General features: G+C 62.2%; 13 protein-coding genes. All 13 read left to right on the top strand.

Going from position 1 to position 13,207, the window contains the following annotated elements; translation table 11 throughout:
- Positions 1–14: 14 nt before the first annotated feature.
- A complete protein-coding gene (locus HB376_RS13680; protein WP_213764202.1) occupies positions 15–1,556 on the top strand; it encodes a Rieske 2Fe-2S domain-containing protein in 1,542 nt (513 codons plus the stop codon).
- Positions 1,557–1,641: 85 nt separating this feature from the next.
- Positions 1,642–2,631: a PDR/VanB family oxidoreductase gene (locus HB376_RS13675; protein ID WP_213764201.1), complete on the top strand. Its 990-nt coding sequence runs from the start codon at positions 1,642–1,644 to the stop codon at positions 2,629–2,631.
- A 721-nt stretch (positions 2,632–3,352) separates the two neighbouring features.
- Complete coding sequence (locus tag HB376_RS13670; protein ID WP_213764200.1) at positions 3,353–3,961, top strand: ANTAR domain-containing protein; 609 nt, start codon at positions 3,353–3,355, stop codon at positions 3,959–3,961.
- 430 nt (positions 3,962–4,391) lie between these two features.
- Entirely contained in the window at positions 4,392–5,555 is a 1,164-nt protein-coding gene (urtC, locus tag HB376_RS13665; protein WP_213764199.1) for an urea ABC transporter permease subunit UrtC, read from the top strand.
- The gene (urtD, locus tag HB376_RS13660) at positions 5,552–6,289 is read left to right on the top strand and encodes an urea ABC transporter ATP-binding protein UrtD (protein WP_213764198.1); all 738 of its coding nucleotides are present in this window, start codon (positions 5,552–5,554) and stop codon (positions 6,287–6,289) included. Before urtC ends, urtD begins: the two co-directional genes overlap by 4 nt.
- Positions 6,290–6,291: 2 nt before the next feature.
- Positions 6,292–6,981 (top strand): urea ABC transporter ATP-binding subunit UrtE, encoded by a 690-nt coding sequence (gene urtE / locus HB376_RS13655; protein ID WP_213764197.1) that lies wholly within the window; start codon positions 6,292–6,294, stop codon positions 6,979–6,981.
- Between the two features lie 59 nt (positions 6,982–7,040).
- Positions 7,041–8,081, top strand: a complete 1,041-nt coding sequence (locus HB376_RS13650) for an aliphatic amidase (protein ID WP_213764196.1) — start codon at positions 7,041–7,043, stop codon at positions 8,079–8,081.
- A gap of 51 nt (positions 8,082–8,132) precedes the next feature.
- Positions 8,133–8,597, top strand: coding sequence for an urease accessory protein UreE (gene ureE / locus HB376_RS13645; RefSeq protein ID WP_346730491.1), 465 nt, complete (start codon positions 8,133–8,135; stop codon positions 8,595–8,597).
- Complete coding sequence (locus HB376_RS13640; RefSeq protein ID WP_213764194.1) at positions 8,548–9,267, top strand: urease accessory UreF family protein; 720 nt, start codon at positions 8,548–8,550, stop codon at positions 9,265–9,267. Before ureE ends, HB376_RS13640 begins: the two co-directional genes overlap by 50 nt.
- 18 nt (positions 9,268–9,285) lie before the next feature.
- Positions 9,286–9,984 carry an urease subunit beta gene (gene ureB, locus HB376_RS13635; RefSeq protein ID WP_213764193.1) on the top strand — a complete coding sequence of 233 codons (699 nt, stop codon included), beginning with the start codon at positions 9,286–9,288 and terminating at the stop codon, positions 9,982–9,984.
- A 9-nt stretch (positions 9,985–9,993) separates the two neighbouring features.
- Positions 9,994–11,697, top strand: a complete 1,704-nt coding sequence (gene ureC, locus HB376_RS13630; protein ID WP_346730495.1) for an urease subunit alpha — start codon at positions 9,994–9,996, stop codon at positions 11,695–11,697.
- A 19-nt stretch (positions 11,698–11,716) separates the two neighbouring features.
- Positions 11,717–12,379, top strand: a complete 663-nt coding sequence (ureG, locus tag HB376_RS13625) for an urease accessory protein UreG (RefSeq protein WP_346730490.1) — start codon at positions 11,717–11,719, stop codon at positions 12,377–12,379.
- Complete coding sequence (locus HB376_RS13620) at positions 12,369–13,187, top strand: urease accessory protein UreD (RefSeq protein WP_213764191.1); 819 nt, start codon at positions 12,369–12,371, stop codon at positions 13,185–13,187. Before ureG ends, HB376_RS13620 begins: the two co-directional genes overlap by 11 nt.
- Positions 13,188–13,207: the final 20 nt, after the last annotated feature.

Genomic DNA, 13,207 nt, shown 5'->3' with positions numbered 1-13,207 from the left:
AGCAGAGGATCCCCATGAACATCAAGTCAGACAAAGCAGAAGGTCAGAAAAGTGCAGGTGGCGGCGTGGTACAGAAGAAGCTGGTGCCGTTTGGCGGCTATTACACCAGCAAGGTTCCGGGCCACGATCCGGAGTTGACCGAGACAGGCCCCGGCACACCGATGGGTGAATACATGCGGGCGTTCTGGCATCCCGTCTGCATGTCGATCGAACTCACCGATACCCCGCGCTTCCTGAAGATCCTGTGCGAAGAGCTGGTCGCGTTTCGCGATGGCAGCGGTCGCGTGGGCGTGCTGCATGCGCATTGCGTGCATCGCGGGGCATCGCTGGAATATGGAGCGATCCAGGAGCACGGTATCAAGTGCTGCTATCACGGCATGGTCTTCGACGTGGACGGCACCTGTCTTCACGTACCGTTTCCGAATGGTGAAGAAAAGGAAGCCGAGAAATATGCGTGCTCGATCCAGCAGGGCGCGTACAAGGCTGTCGAGCGCAACGGCCTGGTGTTTGCGTACATGGGGCCGCCCGACAAGGAGCCGCCGTTCCCGGAATGGGAAGGTGACTTCACCGTCGCGCCCGGCGATGAACTCGTGGCCTACAGCAACTTCCAGCATTGCAACTGGCTGCAGGTTCAGGACAACGCCGCGGACAACTACCATCCGACTGCTCTCCACGCAGGCAAGAATGTGGTGAACGGCAAGTACCAGGGCACGACGTTCGACGAAGTCGGCGCGAAGTCCATGGAAGTCGCGCCCGACATGCATTTCGTGCCGGTGCAGCAAGGCCGCAGTCTTGCCTGCGCGGGGGCACGCCGGGTCGATAAAGACAGGCTGTTCGTGCGCGTCCAGCATCAGGTCCTGCCTAATCTCAGCCTGCATGCCTATACGTCGGAAGATGGTTCGAAGAAGAAGCTGTTCAGCCGCTTCCACATCATTCGCTGGACCGTTCCTGTCGACGATGAAAACAGCAAGATGATCGGCTGGCGCGTGATGGGGCCGGGCATTGATACGCGCGGTATCTGCGATAAATCGCTGGTCGGCTACGAGTCGATCGACTTCCTTGAAGGGCAAGTTGCCATGCGTCGTCCTGAGCGCTTCGGCAAATACAAGCTGGAGGACTTGCCGCCCATTCCGCCGAACCATCGCGAGCGCGAGAACTACAAGGACGCTCAGTACGCGCCCGGCGATTACGAGGCCATCATCAGCCAGCGGCCGATCGCCGTGCATGCGCTGGAGAATCCGACGAAGTTCGACGCCGGCTTGTTCCTGTTCCGCAAGATGCTGCGTGATGCGGTACGGGGTACGAACCCGGCCGCGTCGGCGGATAACTTTGCTGAATGGTTCCGTGCCAACGCGGGCGCGCCGAATAGTTATTGCTCGGGCAATGTGTTCGATATCCCCGAAGGCGAGACCGTCGAACAGGAGGTGGCGAATCGCCGCACTGTGACGAAGCGTATCGTCGCGATCCTGACGGACAGCGAGACGCTGAAGGGCGAAGAGCGGGCCGCGTTTGTGCGTGAAAAGTTCGATGCGCTCGAGGCGTCGGTCAAGGGTTGAAAGGATCTTCCTGGAAGGGGCCGGGCAACGCGAGTTCCCCGGCCCTTATAAAGACCTGCGGGCCAGGTCGTGCAAGGAAATGGTAATGGCAAGTTCAGATAAACCGGCGGACGCTCGCATCCTTGAGTTGATGGTGCGCCAGATCCGCTTCGAAGGCAGGGGCATCAACTCATATGAGTTCGTTGATCCATCAGGCGAAGCGTTACCCGCGTTCACTGCGGGCGCGCACATCGATATCCACTTGAACGACGGCTTCGTCCGTCAATACTCGTTGAGCAATTCACCCAACGAGCGTCATCGCTATGTGATCGCGGTACTGCGTGACGAATCGGGCCGGGGCGGCTCGAAAGCGTTGCACGACAGATTGCGCGTGCAAGACAAGGTGCGCATCAGTTATCCGCGCAATAACTTCGAACTCGCCGCCGATGCCAGCAAGGTCATTCTGCTGGCCGGCGGTATTGGCGTGACGCCATTGAAATCGATGGCGCATCGGCTGGAAGAAGTGGGCATCGACTATGAAATGCACTACTGCGCGAAGGATGAAAGCTGTACGGCATTCGCGGCCGAACTTGCACCCATGCATGCAAGCGGCAAGCTGCAATTTCATTTCGATAACGGTGATCCTTCAAAGGGACTGGATTTAAAGCGCTTGTTGAACGAGACCGCGCCCGGCGTGCACGTCTATTACTGCGGTCCCGGTGGCTTTATGAAAGCGTGCGCTGCGGCGACCGGGCACTGGACGCCCGGAACGGTTCACTTCGAACATTTCAAGGCGCCCGAACGGGCCGTGAGCGAAACCGTTGCGGCGGCTGTGGGCGAGTTCATTGTGAAGATTGCCAGCACGGGCCAGCAGATACCGGTGTCAGGCGACCAGAGCATTGCCGATGCGTTGGAAGAGGCGGGCGTAGCGATTGAAACTTCGTGCCGGGCCGGATTGTGCGGCACATGCAAGGTGCGATATTTATCGGGCGAGGTCGAGCACAACGACTGCATTCTCGGCGACGACGAGAAGCAGGAATATCTGACTACATGCGTATCGAGGGCGTCAAGCCGCGAACTCGTGCTGGATCTTTAGGCCGGGATGCAAGCACAGCGGCACCAGCCCGAACGCTAACCCCAGAACACGGGAACTCGAATCCCATCTCGCGGTGCGGGCGAAAATAACATTATAAATTGCTTATGCACGCCCGCCTTCCTTACGGCGACAGAACCGAAACGCCTATTGCCGGCTTTCCATCGCGACCGGTGTGTTCTCCGCGGGCGCCGACCGGAGTGGCCTTATTATTACCAACATCGCAAGACCGGCAAGCGCTGCGGCATGATTGTGAGGTTTCACGGCAGGAATTAATATTGCATGACAATAACGTCGTGTGCATACTACGCGTCAGCGAAGGTTCGGCGAATCCAGGCGAGCAGGGAGTTGCCAACAGCCGGAGGCTGAACGCAAGAGCGCAAGCCTGTTCGCCGGTTGTCCGTGCCTGACAGTCCGCTTATATAGGCGGATGGCGCCAGTATCTTGGCCGGCATCAAGCTCTGGCGCTCCCGATTTGGCGGCGCGTATGAGTCGCCGTGAAAAGCGGACGAGGGCGGTGGCACAGCTTTCGCCCGTTGGCGCGACCGGGCTCCGGCAACGCCGCCGCGCTTCACCAAGGTGCACCGGCCGATCGCCGGATCACTTCATACCGAACCTTCCCTGCGGGCCGAACGCAGATGAAAACATTGTCACTCGCAAGAGACTGGTCGACGCAGTTGTTCGTCTTCAATGCGCGAGACGAAAACCGTCAGGAGGTGTAGCGATGAAACGCCATCCTTTGCCGAACACGCCTCAGGGCCTTCGCGATATTCGCTCGCTGAAGGTCGTGGCTATCCATCCGCTCGACCAGGACGGCGAGGAGTTGCTGGCGCAGCTACGCCGTATCGGCTGCCGCGTGTGCCGTTTCTGGCCCGCACCGGCGGTGCTTCCTGCGGAGACCAATATTGTCTTCATAGCGGTGCGCCCAGAGGCGCTGGCGTGCAAGCCGGCGTGGCTCGAGGGCCCGGATGCGCCACCCGTGATCCCGGTCGTCAGCTACGAGAATCCGATTTTCATCGACGTGGTCATGCAATTGAATGCTTATTGCACGGTGCCTTCGCCGGTGCGCTCGTTTGGCGTACTGACTGCGATCGCCGTCTCGCTTCATCAGCATAAAAACCGCCTGGCGCTCGAGCGCTATGCGCAACGCGTCGCGGAAAAATTCGCCGACCAGCGTCAAATCCAGCGCGCCAAATCGATCCTGATGAGCTCACGCAAGCTGACTGAACCGGACGCGTACGAGCTGTTGCGTTCGCGCGCGATGGAGCAGCGGCAGTCACTCGAAGCGACCGCGGAAATCATCATCAAGGCGCATGAGAGTTTGCATTTCTGATGTGTATCGACTTTCCTTCTTTGTGCAGAATGAAGCGTAGTGCGCACGACTAATGTGCGCATAAACCCCAGCTTGGTGATCCCGCTTCACCCGTTTCCAGCAATGACACCGGCCAGCACTGCCGATTGCCGATGGCACGGCTCTTGCAAAACAAAAAGCGCGTGAGTGTACGGTCGGTCCGCCGATAGTCCCCTCGCGCCGAGCGCACCGGTGGTGGTTTCACCCGTGCGTTCACATCCATTCCGTCACCCGAGACAAAGGCGTCTCGGGTGACATCGGCCAAAAAGCCCGACAGCCAGGTTAGCCCTGGCTGTCGGGCTTTTTTTTCCGCGTCCGCAGGCGATCAAAGCGCAATACAGAGGCGTACGCAAGCTTTGGCGCTTTGACTTCCGGTCCACCGGACACACTGAAATCGAGGCAACGCAGAAACATGAAAGATCTTCCTCTCTCTTCGACACGCGGAGACGCAACGAACGCAGTGGCAACGCCTGCCGGCTGGCGCGGCGCGCTCTTGCTGGACAAGTATTCGGTCCTGATCCTGGCGCTGCTGTTGCTGATTGCAATCCCGGCGCTGACGGGCGCGTTCCGTCTGGGCCTCTTCGCGAAATATCTGAGCTTCGCATTCTGTGCCGTCGGACTCGTCCTGACCTGGGGTTATGGCGGCATTCTCAGTCTTGGCCAGGGTATCTTCTTCGGGCTCGGCAGCTACATGATGGCGATGTACATGAAGCTCGAGGCGAGTTCGAACGATCCGGCGGCCGCCGTGTTCGGGGGCAGCGGTCCACCCGTGCCCGATTTCATGACGTGGAACAGCATCGACAAGCTGCCATGGTGGTGGGCCCCGTTCGAGCACGGATGGTTCGCACTCCCGGCGATCCTGATCATCCCGACGGTCATCGCATTCGTGCTGGGTTATGCCAATTTCAGGAAGCGCGTGGGTGGCGTGTATTTCTCGATCGTCACGCTGGCGCTGGCGTCGATCATGTCGATCGTGATCATCGGCCAGCAAGGGTATACGGGCGGCGTCAACGGCATCACTAATCTGCCGACCTTCATGGGGTACAGCGTCCAGAGCAACACGGCGACGCTGATCATGTACTACGTCACCTGTGTGCTGCTGCTGTGCGCGGTGCTGGCGGGCCGCTTCATTCTCAGGAGCCGGCTGGGCAAGGTGTTGATCGCCATCCGCGACAGGGAAGACCGTATCCGCTTCTCGGGCTACGATCCCGCGCTCTTCAAGGGCTTTATCTTTGCGGTTGCCGCGCTGTTCTCCGCGGTCGGCGGCGCGATGTTCACGCTGCAGGTCGGCTTTGCCTCGCCGTCCGTCTGCGGGATCGTGCCGTCCATCGAGATGGTGATCTATGCGGCGGTCGGCGGCCGGCTGTCGCTCGTCGGCGCGGTGTACGGTACCGTCATCGTGGGTGCGGCGAAGAGCTTCCTGTCTGAAAATTTCGTGGGGTTCTGGGTGTATTTCATCGGTGCGCTGTTTATCTTCGTGCCGATGTTCCTGCCGAAGGGACTGGCCGGGATCATCGACTGGTTACGCGACCGCGAGCAGATCCGTCAGGATAAGAATCACGGAGGCGCGCAATGAGGCCGATGATCCTGGCAGTGGAAGACCTCACCGTCTCCTTCGATGGCTTCAAGGCCGTGGATGGCCTCAATTTCTACGTGGAAGAGAACGAACTGCACGTGGTGATCGGACCAAACGGCGCTGGCAAGACCACGTTGCTGGACATGATCTGCGGCAAGACGAAGCCAACCAGCGGCAGAATCGACTTCAAAGGGCTGTACCTCGAAAAGATGCTGGAGTACCAGATCACGCGCGCGGGGGTGGGCCGGAAATTCCAGAACCCCATGGTCTATGAGGACCTCACCGTCGCGGAGAATCTCGAGATCTCTTATCCGAAGAAACGCGATGTCATCGGCTGTCTGTTCTTTAACCGGACCGAAGAGGTCCGCGACGAAATCGATCGCATCGCGGCAATGATTTTTCTCGATGATCAACTCGATCGCAAGGCCGCCTTGCTGTCGCACGGGCAGAAGCAGTGGCTGGAGATCGGCATGCTGCTCATGCAGGACCCCGAACTATTGCTGCTGGACGAACCCGTTGCGGGCATGAGCGCGAAGGAACGCGAACTCACGGGCGTGCTCCTGCGCAAGATTGCCGAGGGCCGCTCGGTGGTCGTGATCGAACACGACATGGAATTCGTGAAATCGGTCGCCCATAAGGTCACGGTGCTGCACCAGGGCAAGAAGCTCGCGGAGGGCAGGATGGAAGAGGTTCAGAACGACCCGCGGGTCATTGAAGTTTACTTGGGACACTGACCATGCTTTCTGTCGATAACCTCAATGTCTTTTATGGCGAGAGCCATGTGCTGCACGACCTGAGCTTCGATCTTGCGGCGGGCGAGACCGTCGCGGTCATGGGACGCAACGGCATGGGCAAGACGACCCTGCTCAAGGCGCTGATCGGCATGATCCCTTCCCGCAGCGGCCATATCACGCTCAACGAGCGCGACCTCGTGAAGGCGAAGAGCTATGACCGCGTGGGCGCGGGCTTCGGCTACGTGCCGCAGGGCCGCATGATCTTTCCGTACCTGAGCGTGGAAGAAAACATCCTCTCGGGCATGGATCGCTTCAAGCGGCCCGTGATTCCCGAGTACATCTTCGAATCGTTTCCCGTCTTGCACGAGATGCGTCACCGCCGGGGCGGCAACCTGTCGGGCGGACAACAGCAGCAACTGGCGATTGCGCGCGCGCTGGTCTCGGAACCGAAGGTGCTGATCCTCGATGAACCGACCGAAGGCATCCAGCCGTCGATCATCAAGGACATCGCGCGGGCGCTGAACCGCCTGAAAAAGGAGCGTGACTTTGCGTTGATCGTCTCCGAGCAGGTACTGACTTTCACGCTTGAGATCGCGGACCGTTTCCTGATCATCGAGAAGGGACGCTTCGTGCACAGCGACCGGCGCGAGAACGTCGATGCGGACCGCATCATGCGCTACCTGACTATCTGATTGACCCTTTGCTTTCCCAGGCGCCCCGACAGGCGCCCACTATCCACGAGGAGATGGCCATGATGCATGGTGATATTTCAAGCAGTCTCGATACGGTCGGCGTTGCGGTCGTGAACTACAAGATGCCGCGCCTGCATACGAAAGCGGAGGTGCTCGCGAACGCCCGGAACATCGCGGAGATGCTCAAGGGCATGAAGTCCGGTCTCCCCGGCATGGACCTCGTGATCTTTCCGGAGTACAGCACGCACGGGATCATGTACGACCAGCAGGAGATGTACGACACGGCCGCCGCCGTGCCCGGCGAAGAGACGGCGATCTTCGCGGAGGCGTGCCGGAGCGCCAAGGTGTGGGGCGTGTTCTCGCTGACCGGCGAGCGCCATGAGGAGCACCCGAACAAGGCGCCCTACAACACCTTGATCCTGATGAACGACCAGGGCGAGATCGTGCAGAAGTATCGCAAGATCATGCCGTGGGTGCCGATCGAGGGCTGGTATCCGGGCAATTGCACGTATGTATCGGAAGGACCGAAGGGCATGAAGATGAGTCTCATCATCTGCGATGACGGCAACTACCCGGAGATCTGGCGCGACTGCGCAATGAAGGGCGCCGAACTCATCATCCGTTGTCAGGGCTACATGTACCCGGCCAAGGAACAGCAGATCATCATGGCGAAGTCCATGGCGTGGGCGAACAACGTGTATGTGGCGGTGGCGAATGCAGCCGGTTTCGACGGCGTGTATTCGTACTTTGGCCATTCATCGATTGTCGGCTTCGACGGGCGCACGCTCGGCGAATGCGGCACCGAGGAAATGGGCATCCAGTACGCGGCGCTCTCGAAGAGCCTGATCCGCGATGCGCGCAAGAACATGCAGTCGGAGAACCACCTGTACAAGCTCCTGCATCGCGGTTATACGGGCAAGATCAATTCGCGCGAGGATGCCAATGGCGTGGCCGAGTGTCCGTTCGATTTCTATTCGAAGTGGATCACGGACCCCGAGGCGACCCGCAAGATGGTTGAGGACCTGACGCGCAGCACGCCCGGCACCGAGGAGTGCCCGATCCCGGGTATTCCGAACCCGTCAGACCTCACGCACCGGTAACGCGCCATGAGGACTTACACGTCCATCGTTGGCAGCGCGTCCGACCCGCGCGTGGCTGATCTGCTGCATACGCTCGCGCATCGCGGCGGCGTGGATACGGTCACGCTCGCCGCCGACGATATCCGCCGCCACCGTTTGCGGGTGCGCACGCAAGGCGGCGACGAATGCGGCATCGCGCTCGATCGCCAGACGCATCTTTTCGACGGTGCGGTGCTGCATCTCGATGCCGACCGGGCGCTCGTCGTGCGGACCGAGAATACGCGATGGCTGCGCCTGCGCGCGCGGGACGACGCCGCTGCGCTCGAGCTCGGTTACTTCGCGGGCAACATGCACTGGGCGGTGCGTTTCGACGGCGACGTGCTGGAGGTGGCGCTCAAGGGACCGGCCGATGATTATCGTTCGCGGCTGGCCCCGCTGCTCGACGCGGGACGGATCGTGGAGCTGATCCATGAGCATGAGCATGAGCATGAGCAGCATCCTCATCACCATCACGATCACGCGCACGCCCATGAGTGACTTCACGAGTCTGCTCGCGAGCTTCCAGCATTCGGACAGCTTCTTTCCGAGCGGTTCGATGGCCTTCTCATGGGGTCTCGAAGCGTTGCTGCAGGACGGACTGGTCAGAGACGCGTCATCGTTGCAGGTGTTTGTCGAGGGACAGGCGCTCGCACGCTGGGCGAGTCTCGACCAGGGCATAGTCTGCGCCGCGTGGCAGGCCGATTCCTTCGATGCCTGGCTCGACGTCGATGCGCTTGCCGAGACCGTGACCTTGCCCGAACCGATGCGAAAAGGGGCGCACCGCCTCGGACGCACGCTCGCCGATGTCCACGCCCGGCTCGACTCGCCCGTTGCCGCCGAATTGCGCGCCGCGATCATTGCGGGGCGCACGCCGGGGCATCTTTCGGCCGTGCAGGGACGACTGTGGCGCAGCTTCGGCATCGGCCAGGATGAAGCGCGCGCCATGTCGGCGCACGCAGCCTGCACGGGCGCGGTGAGTTCGGCGGTGCGGCTCGGCATCGTCGGGCATCTCGATGCGCAGCGGATCCTGACGCGCCTGCGTGAGCCGCTGGCGAGCGTGCTGGAAGCACCGGCGCCCGCCATGGACGACCTCTGGTCGAGCACCTTCGCCGCCGACATTGCCGTCATGCGGCGCCATCGCCACGAAGCACGGCTCTTTGCCAACTGAACCGAGAGGAATGCGCGGATGTTGCTGACACCGACCGAATACGAACGCCTCACGCTCTTTACCGCTGCGCAACTGGCGCGCCGTCATCGTGACAAGGGCCTCAAGCTCAATCATCCGGAAGCGGTCGCGATCATCGCGGACGAGATACTGGAAGGCGCGCGCGAAGGCCGCAGCGTGGCGGACCTGATTGCCTACGGCTCGACGCTGCTGAACGAAGACGATGTCCTGCCGGGTGTCGCCGACCTGCTGCCGATGCTGCAGGTCGAAGGATCGTTCCCCGACGGCACGAAGCTCGTCACGGTGCACCAGCCCATTCGCGCAGGCACCCAGCCGCCGGCCGCCGACACCCTCGTGCCGGGCGAACTGCTGGCCGCCGATGGCGATATCGAACTGAATGCCGGCCGCGAGAAGGCCGTGCTGACCGCGATGAACACCGGCGACCGGCCGATCCAGGTCGGCAGTCATTTCCATTTCTTCGAAGTGAATCGTGCGCTGCGCTTCGATCGCGCGGCCGCGTTCGGCATGCGGCTCGACATTCCCGCGGGCACCGCGGTGCGCTTCGAACCGGGCGACAACAAGGAAGTCACGCTGGTTGCCTTCGGCGGCTCGCGCGAAATATTCGGCCTCAATGGCCTGACCGACGGCGCCGTGGGCGAAGCGGGCTTGCGTGAAGCCGCGATCGGCCGCGCGGCTGCGCGCGGCTTCAAGGGAGCGTGAATGGTCACGATGACACGCAAGGCCTACGCCGAGATGTTCGGTCCGACAACGGGCGACGCCGTGCGTCTCGGCGATACCTCGCTCCTCGCCGAGATCGAGCACGACTTCGCAGTGCCCGGCGATGAATGCCTGCACGGCGGCGGCAAGACCCTGCGCGATGGCATGGGCCTGAAGGCGGGGCATGACAGCGCAGACGGCGCGCTCGACATGCTGATCTGCAACGCGACGATCATCGATCCGGTGCTCGGGGTGATCAAGGGCGATATCGGCATCAAGGAAGGGCGCATTGTCGCTATCGGCAAGGCCGGCAATCCGCAGGTCATGGATGGCGTGCACCCGAAGCTCGTGTGCGGCGTGGCGACAACTGTCAAGGATGCCGAAGGATTGATCGCGACACCGGGCGGCATAGATGTGCATGTGCATTTCGATTCGGCCCAGCTATGCGAGCACGCGCTGGCATCGGGACTGACCACGCTGATCGGCGGATCGCTGGGGCCTATCACCGTGGGCATCGACTGCGGCGGGGCGTGGAACGTCGGGCGCATGATGCAGGCTTCCGAGCAGTGGCCGATCAACTTCGGCTTCCTGGGACGCGGAAATTCGAGCAAGCCGGGCTCGCTCGTCGACCAGCTGCGCGGCGGTTGCCTGGGGCTCAAGATTCACGAGGACTGGGGGGCGATGCCGGCTGTCATCGACACCTGTCTCACCGTGGCCGATGAATACGACTTCCAGGTCCAGCTGCACTCGGACACGCTCAACGAATCGGGCTTTCTCGAAGACACCATCGCGGCCATGAAGGACCGCACCATCCACATGTATCACACGGAAGGCGCGGGGGGCGGCCACGCGCCGGACATCATCGCGGTGGCGGGACGCATGAACTGCCTGCCGTCGTCCACCAATCCGACCAACCCGTACACCATCAATACATTCGATGAACATCTCGACATGATCATGGTGTGCCATCACCTGAACCCGGCGGTGCCCGAGGACGTCGCGTTCGCCGAGTCGCGGGTGCGCGCGCAGACCATCTCCGCTGAGGACGTGCTGCACGACCTGGGCGCGATCTCGATGCTCGGCTCGGACAGCCAGGGCATGGGCCGCATCAATGAAGTGATCTGCCGGACCTGGCAGCTTGCATCGAAGATGAAGGACCAGCGCGGACGTCTGTCCAGCGAGCGCACGGCGCGGGGCGACAACGAGCGCATCAAGCGATATATCGCGAAGTACACGATCAACGCGGCGCGCACGTTCGGCATCGCCGATACGGTCGGCTCGCTCGAAGACGGCAAGCTCGCTGACATCGTGCTGTGGCGTCCGGCGTTCTTCGGCATCAAGCCGGAGGTCGTGATCAAGGGCGGGTTTATCGCGTGGGGCGCGATGGGCGATTCGGCGGCCTCGCTGATGACCTGCGAACCGCTCGCCATGCGTCCGCAATGGGGTGCCTTCGGCCGGGCGCCGTCTTCGCTGGCGGTCAATTTCGTCAGTCCGCTCGCGCTTGATGCGGGCGCTGCCGGCAAGCTCGGGCTTGCGCGCCAACTGGTCGGCGCCCATGGCACGCGGAAGCTCACGAAGCGCGACATGCTGCACAACGACGCCTGCCCGAATCTCACGGTCAATCCGCAGACGTTCGACGTGATGATCGACGGGCAGATCATTCGATGCGACCCGGCGCACGAAGTGCCGCTGTCACGGCGCTACATGTTGCGCTGAAGGACCAGGGAGACATTTGATGCCAGGTGAAATGGAAGTTTTCGGAATTGAGCAAACCACGCTGCCTGCGGGACGGGCGGCGAGGGTGGGTATCGGCGGCCCGGTGGGCTCCGGCAAGACGCGCTTGCTCGAACAATTGATCCCGCGTTTCGCGGCGCGCGGTATCGACCTTGCCGTGATCACTAATGATCTCGTGACGCGCGAGGACGCCGAGCGTGTGCGTCGCAGCGGCCTGATCGATCCGGCGCGCGTGCTCGCGGTCGAGACCGGTGCGTGTCCGCATACCGCGATCCGCGAGGATCCGACGCTTAACCTGCAGGCCGCCGATGAACTCGACGCGCAGTTTGCCGGCCTGCAACTCGTGCTGATCGAATCGGGCGGCGACAACCTCGCGTCGTCGTTCTCGCTCGACCTGGTGGACTACTGGATCTTCGTGATCGATGTCGCCGCCGGCGACGATATCCCCCGCAAGCGCGGTCTCGGCGTCGTGTCGTGCGACCTGCTCGTGATCAACAAGTTCGACCTCGCGCCGTACGTGGGCGTCGACCTTGAGCGCATGGTGAAGGAGGCGCTTGAGGTGCGGGGCCAGCGCGCGGTATCGCTCACGAACTGCGCGACCGGCGTGGGCGTGGATGCGGTCGTCGATGCGATCGTGGCGAACGTGCTCTTCGATGCGACTTGAAGCGCCGCCGGCCGCGCTCGGCCACGCTCGCCCGCAACTCGACCTGTGCTTTTCGCGGGCGCCGTCGGGGACGACGTATCTGTCGCGGCAGCGCGCGGGGTACCCCTTTCACGTGGGACGGCTGCTTACGGACGAGGGCGGCGCGCGCGTGATCGTGCAGTCGTCCTCAGGCGGCCTGTTCGAGGACGACGACGTTCACCAGCATCTCGTGGCTGCCCCCGGTGCACATGCCCGGGTGGAAACGGCGGCGGCGACCATCGTTCATAGCATGACGCGGGGTCAGGCGATTTCGCGCGTTGGTATCGACGTGCACGACGGCGCGCGTCTCGACTGGTTGCCGCATCCGTCGATCCTCTTTCCGGGGGCGAGACTGACCAGTCATATCGATGTGAACCTGCATCCGGGTGCGCGCATCCTGGTAGCCGACTGCTACACATCGCACGATCCGGGTGGGGGCACGCGTGCGTTCGGTTCGCTCGATGCCGCAGTGTCCGTGCGCAACGGCGCGGGTCGCCTGCTTGCACGCGACCGGTTTTTTCTCGATGGCGCGTCCGACCGTCCCCTTGGCGGCGTGCGTCAGGTCTTTGCCGCGCACGGCGGCCTGATGGTGCTGACCTTCGACAAAGCCGAGGCCGCCGCCGTCGCCGATGCGCTGGAACGCGCCACGCAAGACGCGTTCTACGCGGGCGCGGGCCTGCTGCCCAATCATTGCGGCGCGTTCGCGCGCATCCTCGCGACCGACAGCCAGTCGTTGCGCGCAACGCTGGCGCGCGCGATCGATGCGGCGCGCCACGTGTTGCCGTCCTGACCGCATGTCCGCCCGCATTC

Origin of the sequence: Caballeronia sp. dw_19 (assembly GCF_018449515.1) — a bacterium.
Classification (GTDB): Bacteria; Pseudomonadota; Gammaproteobacteria; order Burkholderiales; family Burkholderiaceae; genus Caballeronia.
Note: the sequence above shows the minus strand (reverse complement) of the source record. Positions and strands in the feature narration are given on the sequence as shown.